This window comes from Bacillus sp. BD48 (assembly GCF_046566805.1).
In the GTDB taxonomy this organism is placed as follows: domain Bacteria; phylum Bacillota; class Bacilli; order Bacillales; family Bacillaceae; genus Bacillus; species Bacillus safensis.
The window spans coordinates 1-16,520 of sequence record NZ_JANGFM010000004.1 but is presented as its reverse complement, the minus strand read 5'-3'; the positions used below and the strand labels follow the sequence as shown (position 1 = coordinate 16,520).

At 43.4% G+C, this 16,520-nt stretch carries 13 protein-coding genes, 7 tRNA genes and 1 rRNA gene; 6 read left to right on the top strand and 15 right to left on the bottom strand.

All coding sequences use genetic code 11. The features are described 5' to 3' along the window. Window positions 1-122: 122 nt before the first annotated feature. The 11 genes from glmM to ACLGGR_RS12545 form a co-directional block, all read right to left on the bottom strand. Entirely contained in the window at window positions 123-1,469 is a 1,347-nt protein-coding gene (gene glmM / locus ACLGGR_RS12595; protein WP_034284242.1) for a phosphoglucosamine mutase, read from the bottom strand. Window positions 1,470-1,494: 25 nt separating this feature from the next. Further along, a complete protein-coding gene (locus ACLGGR_RS12590) occupies window positions 1,495-2,904 on the bottom strand; it encodes a CdaR family protein (protein WP_410973173.1) in 1,410 nt (469 codons plus the stop codon). Continuing rightward, complete coding sequence (gene cdaA, locus ACLGGR_RS12585) at window positions 2,897-3,718, bottom strand: diadenylate cyclase CdaA (RefSeq protein WP_008344027.1); 822 nt, start codon at window positions 3,716-3,718, stop codon at window positions 2,897-2,899. The genes ACLGGR_RS12590 and cdaA overlap by 8 nt, the downstream gene beginning before the upstream one ends. 216 nt (window positions 3,719-3,934) lie before the next feature. Then, complete coding sequence (gene rsiW, locus ACLGGR_RS12580; protein WP_251216744.1) at window positions 3,935-4,561, bottom strand: anti-sigma-W factor RsiW; 627 nt, start codon at window positions 4,559-4,561, stop codon at window positions 3,935-3,937. Window positions 4,562-4,575: 14 nt separating this feature from the next. Further along, window positions 4,576-5,139 (bottom strand): RNA polymerase sigma factor SigW, encoded by a 564-nt coding sequence (gene sigW / locus ACLGGR_RS12575; protein WP_024424449.1) that lies wholly within the window; start codon window positions 5,137-5,139, stop codon window positions 4,576-4,578. 183 nt (window positions 5,140-5,322) lie between these two features. Beyond that, a complete protein-coding gene (rocF, locus tag ACLGGR_RS12570; RefSeq protein ID WP_323650193.1) occupies window positions 5,323-6,234 on the bottom strand; it encodes an arginase in 912 nt (303 codons plus the stop codon). A gap of 136 nt (window positions 6,235-6,370) precedes the next feature. Further along, a tRNA-Gln gene (locus ACLGGR_RS12565) sits at window positions 6,371-6,442 on the bottom strand. A gap of 4 nt (window positions 6,443-6,446) precedes the next feature. Next, window positions 6,447-6,531 (bottom strand) — tRNA-Tyr (locus ACLGGR_RS12560). Between the two features lie 28 nt (window positions 6,532-6,559). Next, window positions 6,560-6,632: transfer RNA gene (locus ACLGGR_RS12555), tRNA-Thr, on the bottom strand. Between the two features lie 3 nt (window positions 6,633-6,635). Beyond that, window positions 6,636-6,711: transfer RNA gene (locus ACLGGR_RS12550), tRNA-Val, on the bottom strand. A 6-nt stretch (window positions 6,712-6,717) separates the two neighbouring features. Beyond that, window positions 6,718-6,792 (bottom strand) — tRNA-Glu (locus tag ACLGGR_RS12545). Window positions 6,793-7,012: 220 nt separating this feature from the next. Here ACLGGR_RS12545 and murQ point away from each other — a divergent pair. Genes murQ through ACLGGR_RS12515 form a run of 6 tightly spaced genes read left to right on the top strand, consistent with a single transcriptional unit; the run spans window position 7,013 to window position 14,745 of the window. Continuing rightward, complete coding sequence (gene murQ / locus ACLGGR_RS12540; RefSeq protein WP_251216742.1) at window positions 7,013-7,924, top strand: N-acetylmuramic acid 6-phosphate etherase; 912 nt, start codon at window positions 7,013-7,015, stop codon at window positions 7,922-7,924. A gap of 14 nt (window positions 7,925-7,938) precedes the next feature. Continuing rightward, window positions 7,939-8,808 carry a MurR/RpiR family transcriptional regulator gene (locus tag ACLGGR_RS12535; protein WP_251216741.1) on the top strand — a complete coding sequence of 290 codons (870 nt, stop codon included), beginning with the start codon at window positions 7,939-7,941 and terminating at the stop codon, window positions 8,806-8,808. Further along, a complete protein-coding gene (locus tag ACLGGR_RS12530) occupies window positions 8,805-10,184 on the top strand; it encodes a PTS transporter subunit EIIC (RefSeq protein WP_252057164.1) in 1,380 nt (459 codons plus the stop codon). Before ACLGGR_RS12535 ends, ACLGGR_RS12530 begins: the two co-directional genes overlap by 4 nt. Before the next feature lie 13 nt (window positions 10,185-10,197). Then, window positions 10,198-11,553 carry a penicillin binding protein PBP4B gene (pbp4b, locus tag ACLGGR_RS12525; RefSeq protein ID WP_410973172.1) on the top strand — a complete coding sequence of 452 codons (1,356 nt, stop codon included), beginning with the start codon at window positions 10,198-10,200 and terminating at the stop codon, window positions 11,551-11,553. A 13-nt stretch (window positions 11,554-11,566) separates the two neighbouring features. Next, window positions 11,567-13,486, top strand: coding sequence for a glycoside hydrolase family 3 protein (locus tag ACLGGR_RS12520; RefSeq protein ID WP_410973171.1), 1,920 nt, complete (start codon window positions 11,567-11,569; stop codon window positions 13,484-13,486). Between the two features lie 50 nt (window positions 13,487-13,536). Then, window positions 13,537-14,745, top strand: a complete 1,209-nt coding sequence (locus tag ACLGGR_RS12515) for an exo-beta-N-acetylmuramidase NamZ family protein (protein ID WP_410973322.1) — start codon at window positions 13,537-13,539, stop codon at window positions 14,743-14,745. Between the two features lie 43 nt (window positions 14,746-14,788). Here ACLGGR_RS12515 and ACLGGR_RS12510 read toward each other — a convergent pair whose 3' ends face one another. The 4 genes from ACLGGR_RS12510 to rrf all read right to left on the bottom strand — a co-directional run bounded on the left by ACLGGR_RS12510 (window position 14,789) and on the right by rrf (window position 16,381). Further along, window positions 14,789-15,754: a bile acid:sodium symporter family protein gene (locus tag ACLGGR_RS12510; protein ID WP_410973170.1), complete on the bottom strand. Its 966-nt coding sequence runs from the start codon at window positions 15,752-15,754 to the stop codon at window positions 14,789-14,791. A 320-nt stretch (window positions 15,755-16,074) separates the two neighbouring features. Further along, a tRNA-Thr gene (locus ACLGGR_RS12505) sits at window positions 16,075-16,147 on the bottom strand. A 1-nt stretch (window position 16,148) separates the two neighbouring features. After that, window positions 16,149-16,223 (bottom strand) — tRNA-Asn (locus ACLGGR_RS12500). Between the two features lie 42 nt (window positions 16,224-16,265). Continuing rightward, a 5S ribosomal RNA gene (gene rrf, locus ACLGGR_RS12495) occupies window positions 16,266-16,381 on the bottom strand. Window positions 16,382-16,520: the final 139 nt, after the last annotated feature.

Sequence of the window (16,520 nt, the reverse complement as noted above, 5' to 3'; positions counted from 1 at the left end):
TCTCCTATGTATGAAGACAGCGGTAAATTGCCCTCGCTTATAAGATTCGTACAAATCCATCCATTTATGTCGTTTATTCGAAAAAAAAAGCAAACCGCAGTTTTGCGATTTGCTTTCATCTATTACTCAATACCCATTTCTTCTTTCACAACAGCTGTAATTCGAGCCACATATTCATTACACAGCTCTTTTGTTTTCGCCTCTGCCATGACACGTACAAGCGGCTCTGTTCCAGATGGACGAACAAGAATACGGCCGTCACCATTCATCTCTTTTTCGACCTCTTGGATCACCGCTTTTACTTTTTCATTTTCTTCTACTTTATATTTATCAGACACTTTCACATTCACCAAAAGCTGTGGGAACTTTTCCATTTCCGCTGCAAGCTCTGATAATGTTTTCCCTGTCGCTTTGAGCGTATTCACAAGCATAATCGCAGAAAGCATGCCATCACCTGTCGTATTGTAATCAAGGAAAATCAAATGGCCTGACTGCTCACCGCCGACATTATAGCCATCCTTTTTCATCGCTTCGACCACATAGCGGTCACCAACAGCTGTTTGAATGCTCTTAATGCCTTGTTTCTCAAGCGCTTTATAGAAACCAAGGTTACTCATGACCGTTGACACGACGGTGTCATCCTTTAATCGGCCTTCATCCTTCAAATAACGTGCACATATGTACATAATTTGATCGCCGTCTACGATATCACCTTTTTCATCGACTGCAATTAAACGGTCACCATCACCATCAAACGCAAGACCAATATCTGCACCCTTCTCCTTCACGAAAGCAGAAAGTGCCTCTGGATGAGTGGAGCCTACACCATCATTGATATTCAATCCGTTTGGTGATGTTCCCATTGTGGACACATCAGCATCTAAATCTGCAAATAAATGAGTCGCTAGAGAAGAGGTTGCACCGTGTGCACAGTCAAGCGCCACGTGAATACCTGTGAAATCCTCGTCCGCTGTCTGCTTCAAGAATTGCAAGTATTTCTGACCGCCTTCAAAGTAGTCGTTCACCGTACCAAGATCTGCTCCAACCGGGCGAGGTAATTGATCGACTGGCTGATCCATCAGCTGCTCAATTTCGTTTTCCTGTTCATCTGACAGCTTAAAGCCGTCACCACCGAAGAATTTAATGCCGTTGTCTTGAACTGGATTGTGTGAAGCAGAAATCATGACACCCGCTTCTGCATCCATTGCCTTCGTTAAATAAGACACACCAGGTGTTGAGATCACACCTAGACGCATCACTTCAGCTCCAATTGAAAGTAAGCCTGCAACAAGCGCTCCTTCTAACATATGACCGGATACACGTGTGTCTCGTCCAACGAGTACCTTTGGACGTTCTTTATCCTTCGTGAGCACATAGCCGCCAAATCTCCCAACTTTAAATGCGAGCTCTGGCGTTAATTCGCTATTCGCTACACCCCTTACACCATCAGTTCCAAAGTACTTGCCCATGTTTCAATCGCTCCTTTTTTACCATTCAAGAGGACGCTTCGTCCTCTTTTTTATCTTCTTTGACACGCTGTCTTTGACTCGATTCTTTCTTTGCCTTATCTTGCGTGGATTCTTCTTTACTCTTCTCATCCTGATCATCTTCATCAGATGATTGATCCTTCTGATCATTCGTAGAAGCCGGCTGATCCTCTGTATCAGTAGAAGTGAGTTTCACTTTGACCTTTGATCTTGATAATGTCCATGTCACATTTTGAGGACCATTCACTTGAACTTTGACCTCATGGGTTCCTTCGTTCAAGTCCCCTGCATTGATATAGGCTTCAACATCTGAAGCCTTTAGTTTATCAACCGCACTCTTTGATCCCTTTGCTGTTAACGTGAGTCGTCCAGAAGAGGGGCTCACAAAATCAGATGTGAGATCCTTGCTCAAACCCACGACAGAAATCGGTACATTATCGATCTTTTTTTCTTCAGCTGTTGCAACCTTCACTTTGATCTTAACGGTTTCGGGTGATACCTTTTTCACACCATCTGGCAGGGGAATATCAGCATCTATCTCCGTATCATCTTTGATCTTGCTTAGGTCCAGCTTGACACCATCAATAAAATCAAGTGCATCCAGCACCTTTTGAGAGCCGTACACTGTGACCTCACTCGGGCTTGTCTCAATGCTTGAGATGCTAATCCCTTCTGGCAAGCTGCCCGTCCGCTCAATTTTAAACGGAACCTTTTTGCTCGGGCTTGAGATTGGAACCGTAATATCCACCACGGACGGACTCACTTCGACTGGCAGCTCATTCCCGCTGCTATCATACACAGTGAGCTTTGCTTCTTTTTCAATTTGCTGATCGACATCCTCTAAGTTCACAAAAGCTTTAATGACAGAAATTTTGTCGATGACGTCCTTTGATCCAGTGACCGAGACCTTTTTCGGATTCACAATAGGCTGTTCAGGTGAATAGCCGTCTTTGATTTTATTTTGATTATAAAATTCAGTTTCAACAGGAAATTCAGCTGTCGTTTTTTCTTGTATCGTCACAGTCGTCACAGATGGATTAATCGACAGTGTAAGTCCCTTCGATACATCTCTTGCCTTCAGCTCCACTTTATGTGTACCTGTCGATAAGTTCTGCATGTCTGCGTAAATTTCAAAATTCTTTGTTTGTCTTGCTGTTTTCACAGCACTAGTTGATCCTTTAATCGTGACATTGACTGTCTGCGGCACACCAGTGACGACGTACTTCTCGTCATCATAATACGCTTTAACAGGAATGTCGGTTAAAGTTGCTTCATCTGTCGTCGATGTTGGGAAAAAGGATTCACCGATTTTTTTCGGCGTGGGCGCTTGCGCTGAATTGACTGCACCATACAGCAATAAAGCGAAGACCAATGCAAGAAGCTTAACGGCCCAGCGATTATTCAAAATCTTATCCATTTTTCTTGCCCCTCCAATACCATTTGGTCGAGGAAGCATCTTTGCTGTTCTTACTAAATTCAGCAATCAGCATTTCTTCAAGCGCTTCTTCTGTCAATTCTCGGTGGAGATCACCATTTCTTGCGACAGAAATGCCGCCAGTTTCCTCAGAAACGATGACAGTTAAGCTGTCTGTCACTTCACTTATCCCAACTGCCGCCCTATGACGCGTCCCAAGCTCCTTAGAGATAAAAGGGCTTTCTGACAGCGGTAAATAACAAGCTGCAGCTGCAATCTCATCCCGCTTCATAATGACAGCACCGTCATGAAGCGGTGTATTCGGAATGAAAATATTAATGAGCAGCTCTGAACTCACCTTTGCATTCAAAGGAATTCCTGTCTCTATGTAATCATTCATTCCGGTATCGCGCTCAATTGTCAGCAGCGCGCCAATTCTCCGTTTTGCCATATAGTTAATTGCTTTTGTAATTGCCTCGATCGTTTTCTGCTGCTGTTCCTCTACAGGTGTCCCGCTTCTTGAGAAGAAACGGCCGCGCCCAAGCTGCTCAAGCGCTCTCCTTAGCTCTGGCTGAAAAATAATAATGATCGCAAGGAATCCCCACGTAATCGCTTGATCCATCAGCCATTGAAGTGTGTTAAGACCGAGATACGCACTTCCCATCCTGACGAGAACAATGACCACAATTCCCTTTAAAAGCTGAACCGCTTTTGTTCCGCGGATGACCATCATTAATTTATATATCACATACCAAACAACGAGAATATCAACAGCATTACCGAGGTACTGCAAAAAAGGAATATCCCCTAAAGCCATTTCCTCGTCCTCCAGAATTTTCAGTTATTCTTCGTTTGATGCATTTTTTAATAAAAAAAGAGCCTATGTATCAATACATAGCGTGGCTATTATACCACATTTTGTTTCAGCAAGGAAAATAGTTGCCATATCTGGCTGACTTGCTAGTATGCTTGAATCTCACCAATGTATAGAAAAAGAGCAGCCCCCTTAGAGACTGCTCTTAAACCGCTTGAGTTACTTTTGTTCCTCTGGACCAATGACCCGCATCACGCTTTGTGCTGTTGATTTCATTTTGTACCAGATCCAATCAAACACTTCATTAATTTCATTAATTTGACCAGTGACTTGTCCGGCAGAAGCAGTCAGCTGTTCCCCATTGACGACGGTGACATTTCCATCAACCTTGCCTTCTACAATCAGCTTGCCATTTTTGACAGTGATATCACCTTTTACGGTTTCCCCTTTTGGTACGGTCACTGTATCATTTTCAACGACGAGATTCGGCTGCTTTGACACACTGAAATTATGATCGGTATTCCAGCTTGTAAACAGACTGCCTCCCATCAAAATGAGAAAGAGGGCAGCGGCTACCATCAGCGGGTGAGCTTTGATCCATCTTTGAACCGACACACGCTTCTTCTCCTTTGGAAGACCTGCCATCACCTTTGCAGTGAAATCAGATGGTGCTTCTATATGAGATGTACTCTGCACTAGCGCGATGGATTTCTCAATTTGTTGAAAATGAGTACGGCATTCCTCACACGATTGCAGATGGCTTTTTAATTCCTTTTCGTCTTGGGGCTCAATGTCCCCGTCTAAATACTGATGCATAAGCTGGACGATTTTATCCTGACAGCTCATCAAAATCACCTCACTCAAAGGTCTCTCAACTGTTTCCGGAGAGCCTCTCTACCCCTGTGTATTCTCGTTTTCACCGTACCAACTGGTATATTCAGAATCTCACTAATTTCTTTTAACGAGAGTTCATCAATATACTTTAATACGATGACCGAACGATATTTGTCGGGTAACCTTAGAATTTTTTGCTGAATGGTACTCGATAATTCAAGAGACACCACCTCATCCTCTGGCAAAATGCCATCAGCAGCAATTTGAGAATACATATTTAATCCTTCTGTTCCTGCCACCTCTGCATCTAAATAATAATCCGGCTTTTTTTTGCGAATACGATCGATGGTCAGGTTGGTTGCAATGCGGTACAGCCACGTGGAAAACTTACGATTCACATCAAAGCTTTCGATATTCACATAGGCACGAATAAACGCTTCCTGCGCAATATCCTCTGCTTCGTGTGCATTCCCAAGCATACGGTAGCACAGCTGATAAATTTTGTCTTTATACAGGTCTACGATGTCTGCAAATGCGTTCTGGTCGCCTTTTTTCACTTGCTTAATTCTCTTTTTAATCATTGTGTCCATAGTATATTCAACCTCTGCCTTCACCGGTCTTTATGTATACGAACCTCTTTCCAAAAGGTTTCATTCTCCTCTAAAAAATAGTGTAACAAATTTTTGACAGTGTGTTACGCTTATCAACCGGTAAAAACCTTAACATATCCTTAAATTTTCCCAAAACAAAAAAGAACGGGAACAAGTCCCGCTCTACAATAGCTTTTCACCCATTAACGATCCAATTAACGCAACAGCCGCTTCTGCTGTTTTGTTTTTCTCATCTAATACCGGATTTACTTCCACAAATTCAGCAGACGTTAAAATACCTGCCTCCTCTAAAAGCTCCATTGCGAGGTGACTCTCCCGGTAACTAATGCCACCTGCAACCGGTGTGCCTACGCCAGGGCATTCCGCTGGGTCTAGCCCGTCTAAATCAAGTGATAGATGGACACCATCTGTTCTTTCCTTTAGATAGGCAATGGCTTCCTCCATCACCCTTGTCATCCCTAAACGATCAATTTCATGCATCGTATACACTTTAATACCTTTTTCCCGAATCAATGCCCGTTCTCCTTCATCTAAGGATCGAGCACCAATTAAAACGACATTTTCAGGCTTCAATTTAGGAGAATAACCGCCAATGTTCGTTAAATCAGCATGCCCAAGACCGAGACTGACAGCAAGCGGCATGCCGTGAATATTCCCAGAAGGAGACGTTTCCTCCGTATTCAAATCCCCGTGTGCATCATACCAAATGACACCTAAGTTTTCATAATGCTTGGATACCCCAGCAAGAGTGCCAATCGCAATGCTGTGATCACCGCCTAAAATAAGTGGAAACGAACCTGACTGCACAATACTATCAACCTTTTCAGCAAGCAGCTCATTCGCACCAGCATTCTCCGTCAAATTTTTTAGCTTTTCACTTGTATATAAACCTTTCTCATCATCTCTTTGTTCAACTAGAATATCACCGAGATCCTCTACATCAAATGAGAGCGTTTCCAATTTTTCTTTTACGCCTGCACAACGAATCGCACTCGGCCCCATATCGACGCCCCTTCTCGTTTGCCCCAAGTCCATTGGAACTCCGACAATCGTGACCTTCTTTTCCTCTCCCATATGTACATCCCCTTTCCGTTCATGCTTATATTTTACTTTCTTGATGCCTTCTGACTCAACTCAACAACATTTTGAATAGTTATACATTCACTCTGCCAACATAAAAAAAGACACCTTTTTGAAAAAGGTGTCTTAACTGGGCTAGCTGGATTCGAACCAACGCATGACGGAGTCAAAGTCCGTTGCCTTACCGCTTGGCTATAGCCCAAAAATGGTGGAGGGGGGCGGATTCGAACCGCCGAACCCGGAGGGAGCGGATTTACAGTCCGCCGCGTTTAGCCACTTCGCTACCCCTCCACATATGGAATTGATAAAGAAAAAACAGTGCCGGCAAGAGGACTTGAACCCCCAACCTACTGATTACAAGTCAGTTGCTCTACCAGTTGAGCTACACCGGCATATGGTGGAGGATGACGGGCTCGAACCGCCGACCCTCTGCTTGTAAGGCAGATGCTCTCCCAGCTGAGCTAATCCTCCACATTATGGTGACCCGTACGGGATTCGAACCCGTGTTACCGCCGTGAAAGGGCGGTGTCTTAACCGCTTGACCAACGGGCCAGTTTGTCAAGTTTGTTGTTTCCGTGAAGCTGACAAAAGTTATTATATACAGGTTGTCCCCCTTTTGTAAAGGGGATTTTTATTTTTTTTATTTTCTAACTATTTATCACCTATTCGTTCAACATTTCGACTGAAATATAATTTCAATATTCAAATATAATATTGAAATTTCATATCATACTCAATATACTGAAAATGAAGAAATAAGGAGGTATGTCACATGCAGCCATCTCAACTGCGTTCTTTGACAACAGAATCAAGAAACCCCAACACAATGGGAATTTCACAAGCAGACCCACTGGAAATGCTCCAGATGATCAATGAAGAAGATATGAAGGTCGCTCAAGCAGTCAACCTTGTACTTCCACATGTCAAAACAGCTAGTGACTTTGCCTATGAATCCATCTCAAATGGAGGAAGACTCGTTTATTTAGGCGCCGGAACAAGCGGCAGAATTGGCGTAATGGATGCTGTCGAATGTCCCCCAACCTATAGCGTCTCACCTGATGTGATTGTAGGTATTATGGCAGGCGGAGACTCTGCTTTTTCTCAAGCTGCCGAAGATGTGGAGGACAGTGAAGAAGCCGGCAAACAGGATTTAGTACACATTCACCTGACATCAAAAGATACAGTCGTCGGTATTGCCGCAAGCGGCAGAACACCTTATATCATCGGCGCTTTAAACTACGCAAAGTCAATTGGAGCAAAAACAGTAGCCCTCAGCTGCAATGAACAAGCAGAAATTAGCGAACTGGCAGATTGCGCCATTGAGGTCATTGTGGGACCAGAAGCCATCACTGGGTCAACAAGAATGAAAGCGGCATCCGCTCATAAAATGATTTTAAATATGCTTTCCACCTCAGTCATGATCAGACAAGGCAAAGTATATGAAAACCTGATGGTTGATGTAAAAGTCAGCAATCATAAATTAAAAGAACGCGCCATCACCATCATTCAACATGTGACAAACGCTTCCTACGAACAAGCCGTGAAGACTCTCGAAGCAGCAGACTTAGAAGTCAAAACCGCCATCGTCATGCTCCAAACAAACACAGACAAGAAAACAGCCAAAGATTTACTCAACAAAACGAATGGCCATATCGACAAAGCGATCTCACGTTATCAATCCTAAAGGAGGCAGAGCTCATGTCAGCAGGTGGACTTACCCTACTACACACAATCAAATCAAAGCTTCCCCAATCTGAAAAAATTATTGCAGACTATATCCTTGCCCATCCTGACAAAGTCATTAAAAGCACAGTACACGAAATTAGTCAGGCAGCTGGCGCAAGCAGCTCTGCAGTCATCCGCCTTTGTAAATCTCTCGGGCTGGATGGCTATCACGATTTAAAAATGCGGATCGCTGGAGACTTGATGCATGACGATAAACAAGGCTACAGAGATATCGAACAGGATGAACCGCTTCAATCCATTATTCAAAAAACGGCAGGAAACTCGATTCAATCGATTAAGGACACCGCTTCTATTTTAAATGCAGATGCTTTAGAAAAGGCTGTTCAATTACTACTGAATGCAAATCAAATTCATTTTATCGGTGTTGGTGCATCTGGCATCGTCGCAGCTGATGCCCAGCAGAAATTTCTCAGAATTAACTATGCAGCGACAGCTTTCACTGACATGCACATCGCATCCACAGTCATCGCAAATGCGGGAGAGAATGACATTGTGTTTGGTATATCCTTTTCAGGAGAAACGTTAGACATCATTCAAGCTCTTCAGCTCGCAAAAGATAATCAAGTGAAAACCATTGCTTTAACACATCCAGGTCATACAAGCGTTTCTGCTTTATGTGATGTTCACCTATCGACGTCTGGTTCCAATGAAGCACCTTTTCGCAGTGCTGCCACTTCCTCTAGAATGGCACAGCTCTACTTAATTGATGTCTTGTTTCTCAGTTTAGCTTCCCGTCAATATGAAGAGACAGCGCAATATATTGACAAGACAAGACATGCCATCCGCTCCATGAAACGAAAACCAAAGGGGGATTCAACATGAGTCATCAAAAGAAATATCAGCAGTTGGCGAAAGACATTCTTTCACTCTGTGGTGGTTCTGAAAATATCTCTTCCCATACACATTGTATGACAAGGCTCCGAATTACACCGATGGACAATGAAAAAGTTCACATCACAGCAATCAAAGAACTCGATGGCGTCATTGGCGTCGTCGAAGCAGAAACGCTTCAAATCATTTTAGGCACTGGTGTTGTCAACCAAGTATCAAGTGCATTTGAACAGCTGCTAAATGCCTCTGGCTCTTATGATTTAAACAACGAAGCACAAAAAAACAAGCAAGCCATTTCACAAAAGAACCGCACACCGTTCAAGCTGTTCTTACGGCGGATTGCCAGCATTTTCATTCCAATCATTCCGGCACTAGTTGCCTCAGGTCTGATTACCGGGATTACAAAAGCAATCGTGCAAGCAGGCTGGCTTGACGAAAAATCTCAAGCCGCGATTATTTTAACGGTTATAGGATCTGGCCTGTTCGCTTATCTCGGTATATTAGTCGGAACAAATGCCGCAAAGGAATTTGGAGGCTCTCCTGCGTTAGGCGCCTTAGCTGGTATCCTCATTATTAACCCAGCCTCCGCAGACATTATGTTATTTGGCACAAATATTCTACCAGGCAGAGGCGGACTCATCGGTGTTCTTCTAGCCGCCATCTTTATGGCACTTGTGGAAACCCGAATTAGACGCTTCGTCCCGCAATCACTTGATATCATCGTCACACCAACCATCACACTACTCATTACAGGCATTTTCACGTACGTTGTCTTCATGCCAGTCGGCGGATTTATATCTGATGCCATCACCTCAGGACTGACTTACCTATTAAATATGGGCGGTATCTTCGCAGGGTTTGTTCTTGGTGCGACCTTCCTCCCACTTGTTGTAACAGGACTTCACCAAGGGCTGACACCGATTCATATGGAACTCATCAATTCAATTGGAGATGACCCGCTTCTGCCAATTCTTGCTATGGGCGGTGCAGGACAGGTCGGCGCTGCATTCGCCATTTATATGAAAACAAAAAAGAAAAAGCTCAAAAGAGCCATTGCTGGTGGACTTCCTTCAGGGATGCTGGGCATTGGTGAACCACTCATTTTCGGTGTCACACTCCCGCTGGGACGGCCATTTCTCACCGCTTGTCTTGGTGCAGGAATCGGCGGCGCATTTCAAGCCTACTTCCAAATCGCGACGAAAGCCATCGGGGTATCCGGTCTTCCATTAACCTTTATTGTTCACACACATCAAATGCTTCTTTACTTAATTGGACTATTTATCGCATATGTTGCTGGATTTTTCTTCACATACTTATTTGGATTTCATGATGATATGGCTGTTGAATTCGAGGATCACAATCAATAAGGAGGTCTAGACCTTGAAGAAATGTTTTCTTTTGATCACATGTCTGTTCATGCTCCTTGGGTTACCAGTACAAACATTTGCAACTAGCTCCCATCCTGTATCGTCTTTGTCTAAAACAGCACCTGAAGAATATCCCGTCTTAAAAAAAGCAAAACGACCGGAACAAGTAGGTTTTTCTTCCAGGCAGCTGAGGAAGGTTGATCAAATGATTCAAAATGACATCAAAGCAGGATTTCCAGGAGCCGCACTCATCATTATCAAGGACGGAAAGATCGTCCATCAAAAAGCCTATGGCTATCGGCAAAAATATGATGGCACAACAGAACTCAAATCGTATAAAAAAATGAAAAAAGATACACTATTCGATTTGGCATCCAACACAAAAATGTATGCGACCAACTATGCCCTGCAAAAGCTTGTCTACGAGAAAAAACTTGATGTCAACGAAAAAATACAGACCATCCTTCCAGATTTTCAGGATGAACCTGATGCAAAGGTAACCGGTAAAGACCAACTTCGGGTAAAGGATCTTCTCACCCATTCTGCCGGTCTCCCTTCCAGTGTTTTGTTTTATAGCAAAGAATCAGCTGGCTCTTTTTATTCTCAAGACAGAAAAACAACGATGAAATGGCTGCCAAAGGTACCGCTGCAATACAAGCCAGGTACCCAGCACATTTATAGTGACATTGATTACATGCTGCTAGGCATGATCATCGAGAAGAAAACAGGCATGCCTCTTGATCAATATGTCGAGTCAACAATTTATCGGCCGCTAGGCCTCAAACATACAATGTTCAATCCGCTGCAAAAAGGGTTCAAGCCGAAGCATTTTGCAGCAACTGAACGTTTAGGCAATTCACGAGACGGTGTCATCGATTTTGAAAACATCCGACGTTACACCCTGCTAGGTGAAGTACACGACGAGAAAGCATATTACTCAATGGCAGGTATCTCCGGCCACGCTGGACTTTTCTCGAACACCTCAGATATGGCCGTGCTGCTACAGCTGATGCTTAACAAAGGAGGCTACGGAAAAACAACCATCTTTGATCAGGCTTCTATCGATCTCTTTACAGCCTCCTCTGATACGAACCCAACTTACGGGCTAGGCTGGCGAAAAAACGGTCATACTGACATGGAATGGATGTTTGGAAAATATGCAAGTAACGAAGCCTATGGGCATACTGGCTGGACCGGCACGATGACGTTGATTGATCCTAAACACAATTTAGGTGTCGTCTTGCTGACAAATAAGAAACATTCACCCGTTGTTTCACCAGAAACAAATCCTAATCAATTTGAAGGTGACCTGTTCCCAACTGGTACTTATGGAAGCATCATGACCGCAATCTACGAATCTTTTCAGTAAAAGGAGGAATTCGATGTTGAAAGCTCTCTTCCCCGCTGCACTGATTTTGGCCCTGCTAACCTCTTCCATTCCAACGGAAAAGGTTAGCTCTGCCTCTCTGCCAACCGCCAAACAAATGGTTCAGGATATGTCCCTGGATGAAAAGATAGGTCAAATGCTCATGCCGGACTTTCGCAATTGGCAAACAAAAGATGAATCCGCACCTACAGGCTTCACAAAGATGAATAACGAAGTATCTCATCTTGTAGAAAAATATCATCTAGGCGGTGTCATCTTATTTGCTGAGAATGTCGTTGATACAAAGCAAACCGTGAAACTCACCCATGAATTTCAAAAAGCATCATCAAACATTCCTTTACTTATTTCCATTGATCAAGAAGGCGGAATCGTCACAAGGTTACAAAAGGGAACACATTTCCCAGGAAATATGTCGATTGGTGCCTCTAGAAGCAAAAAAAATGCATATGATACAGGAAAAATCATCGGAAAAGAATTAAACGCCTTAGGCATCAATACAAACTTCTCTCCTGTGCTTGATGTGAATAATAACCCAAACAACCCCGTCATTGGTGTCCGTTCCTTTAGCTCTGATCCAACTCTTGTCACTAGGCTTGGTCTTCAAACCATGAAAGGACTTCAAAAGGAAAAGACCATTTCCACACTAAAACATTTCCCGGGACATGGTGATACAGCCGTCGATAGTCACTACGGCTTGCCGCTCGTAGAACATGACCTAGATCGGTTAAAAAAGGTTGAGCTGTATCCATTTCAACAAGCGATCAACGCTGGTGCGGATATGGTCATGACCGCTCATGTTCAATTTCCTGCCATTGATGACACAACGTATCAAAGTAAAAAAGATGGCGAGGACATTATGGTTCCAGCAACCTTATCAAAAAAAGTCATCACACACTTATTAAAAGAAGAAATGGGCTTTCAAGGTGTTGTTGTGACAGACGCTCTAAATATGAAAGCGATTGCAGATAATTTCGGACAGGAAGAAGCCGTTGTGATGGCCATTAAGGCAGGTGTCGACATCGCTCTCATGCCAGCACCAGTCACCTCATTAAAAACAGAGAAAAACCTAGAGAATGTATTCAATGCTGTCAAACAAGCGATTTTAAAGAAAGAGATTCCGATGTCGCAGATCAACGAATCTGTCGAAAAAATTCTTCAATTAAAACTCAAACGTGGCATTATTTCCTCCAAACAACCAATCAGTCTTGAGAAAAAAATCAAAAAAGCCACTCAAGTCGTTGGGAAAAAGTCGCACCTTAAAGCAGAACAAAAAATGGCACGTGAAGGGATCACTCTGCTTAAAAACAACAAAAAAACCTTACCTTTCAAGCCTAAAAAGAATGACAAAATCGTGGTCATGGCACCTTACGAAGATCAGACAAAAGCGATGTCTGTCACAGTCGAATCTCTCATGAAACAAAAAAAGATCAAGCCTGTACGCATCCAGTCATATGCTTTTGCGGATAAAACGTTCACCAAAGAATCTGCCAAACTGATTCAAGAAGCTGACTATGTCATCACTGGCTCTTACGTTGTTCAAAATGACCCAGCTGTGAATGATGGCGTAATTGATGACAATGTCCAGGACCCGAAAAAATGGGCAACCGCCTTCCCTCGTGCTGTCATGAAAGAAGCAGCAGCACAAAACAAAAAAATGGTTATCATGAGTCTTAGAAACCCTTATGATGCGGCAAATTTTGAAGAAGCTGATGCCTTACTAGCTGTGTACGGTTTTAAAGGCTACTCAAACGGACAATTTAATCAGCCAAATATTCCTGCTGGACTAGAAGTGATATTTGGAGCTGCATCACCTAAAGGGAAACTGCCAGTTGATATCCCATCTGTCACTCATCCAAATCAAACCCTTTACCCATTCGGCTATGGACTCAACTTGAAAGGGAAACAGATCAAATAGGAGGGATTCTCTTGAAAAAAACAGCAAGCTTCATACTCGCAAGCATTCTCATGATTAGCACATTGACCGCCGCCTCTCCCGCAGATCAAGAACGAACAGACACAAAAGGAAAAAAAGCAGCAGTCAAAACAGGGATTGAAACACTACTCTCAAGTAATCTTTCATGGCTAAAAGGGAAAAGAATTGGTCTCATTACAAACCCAACTGGCATCGATGCAAATATGAAAAGCAGTGTCGATCTCCTATTTGAACATCCAAATATCAAGCTCACTGCTTTATATGGACCTGAACATGGCGTGCGCGGCGATGCACAAGCAGGAGAAGGCGTCGAATCCTATACCGATGAAAAAACAGGTCTTCCTGTTTACTCTCTTTATGGAAAAACAAGAAAACCAACTCCTGAAATGCTGAAAAATGTAGATGTCCTGCTGTTTGATATTCAAGACGTTGGTGCTCGTTATTACACCTATATTTACACGATGGCCTATGCGATGGAAGCCGCTAAGGAAAACAACATTCCATTTGTTGTCCTAGACCGCCCAAATCCCATTGGCGGACTAAAAGTTGAAGGACCTGTATTAGAGCCTGAACACGCCTCATTTGTAGGGCTCTATCCAATCCCATTAAGACATGGAATGACTACTGGTGAGCTTGCAAACCTGTTTAACAAAGAGTTTCATATCAATGCTGATGTAACAGTCGTCAAAATGAAAAATTGGAAGCGGTCCATGACATTCGATGACACGAAGCTGCCGTTCGTCCTTCCTTCCCCTAACATGCCAACAGTAGATAGTACCTTTGTATATCCTGCCACAGGATTAATTGAAGGCACAAATGTCTCTGAAGGCAGAGGAACGACAAAACCATTCGAGCTCATTGGTGCACCATATATCAATAGCAGCGAGCTGGCAGATCATTTAAATCAGCTAAAACTAAAAGGCGTTCAATTTAGACCTGTGTCATTCACCCCCACATTTTCTAAACATGCCGGTACACTATCTCACGGTGTGCAATTATACGTCACCGACCGTTCATCCTTCGAAGCGGTGAAAACAGGGTTATCCATCATCAAAGCAATACATGATCTATATCCTAATGACTTTCAGTTCCTTCAAACAGGCAGCTTTGACAAACTAATCGGGAATGGCTGGATAAAAGAAGAAATCAATAAAGGAACTTCCGTCAAACACATCATGAAGCGCTATCATCACGACCTCAAAACATTCGAAAAGAAACGGAAAAAATACCTCATCTATTAAATCACAGAAAAAACCTCCATCTATCAAAGGATGGAGGTTTTTTTCATGAGAAAGATTTGGTCACGGCAGATGCTTTCAGCTCAAAACGATTGAGTAAGAAGCCAAATAAGGCAGCAAGCACTTGCTGAAACAGCATGCCAATCACCACTGGAACAGCGACAGCAGGCGGGAAAAAGCTAATGGCAAGCACAGCCCCCGCACTAATGTTTCTCATTCCGCCCGTATACACGATGGCAACAATCTCTCCTTGAGTACATTTCATCGCCTTCCCAATCAACCATGCAAACGCATATCCACTCATCGCAATGAGAAACACAGTCGCTGCCTTGCTAAAAAATGCGGCATCCAGCTCACGCAAGTATGGCGCGACAACAGAACTGTTAATCGAAACTACTACAAACAAGCCTATTTTTGAAAAAGGTGACAGTGTCTGACTAATCATTTTTGTCACAGTAGGCTTTGCATATTGACGAACGAGCATCCCTAAAATAGATGGAAGCACCACCATTCCAAACAGCCCTTTCATGATCGCGACCATGTCCATGTGAACCTGTGTACCGGCCAAAAGTGACAAACTGGCTGGCACTATCAATGGCGAAAGCAATGTATCAATTAAAATAATGGATAACGTTAATCCAACATTCCCTTTGTACATTGCCGCCCATATTAAACTAGAGACTCCTGTGGGAATCACCATTGCAAGTGTCAAACCGGTGATCGTCATAGCATCACCCGCAAATATGAGATGTCCCGCTGACCAAGCATAAAGAGGCATCAGCACGTGCAAAATCATAAACGATAAAATCAAAGGCAATGGGTGCATCACCGTATGCTTTAACGCCGAAAAAGTTGAAGACAAACTCCCTGCAAAGGTCATCACAGCAAATACCCATGGCACCAAAAACGTAAAATCCTTTAAATAGGCCGCCAATAAAACACCGAGTAGCACACTAAAAGGCGTAATGAGCGGCATCATCCGGCCGAGCACTTGATTCAAACGCACAAGCATGCCGGCCACCTCCATCCTTCACTCTCTTATCTTTTCTATTGTAACAGACAGAATGACCTTTTTAAGAACCATTCACCTGTTTCTCAAGCTATTGATTTGAAGTATCCATTCCAACTACGTCCACCTTAAACACCAAACGCCTGATACTTTTCTTACGTTCTATCACTGCCACGGCTGATTCATCCCATATACATACGCGCTTCAGACAAATCAATTACAACAGATTGAAGATCCTTAATACACCTGCAATCAATAAAAAAGGGCATAAAAAAAAGCCTTCTCATCATCGAGAAACCTTGTCATATCAACATATAGAGGAAAGCTTCCAAGCGGGCTCGAACCGCTGACCTCTTCCTTACCATGGAAGTGCTCTACCTACTGAGCTATGGAAGCATGGCTCCGCAGGTAGGACTCGAACCTACGACCGATCGGTTAACAGCCGATAGCTCTACCACTGAGCTACTGCGGAATGATAAAGTAACTTCTTCCATTGGAAGGATATAAACAAAAAGCTTGGCGGCGTCCTACTCTCACAGGGGGAAACCCCCAACTACCATCGGCGCTGAAGAGCTTAACTTCCGTGTTCGGTATGGGAACGGGTGTGACCTCTTCGCTATCGCCACCAAACCTGATGGAGAGAATGTTCTCTCAAAACTAGATAACAATGTTCAAACTTCACATTAGAATATAGGTTAAGTCCTCGATCTATTAGTATCTGTCAGCTCCACGTGTCACCACGCTTCCACCTCAGACCTATCAACCTGAT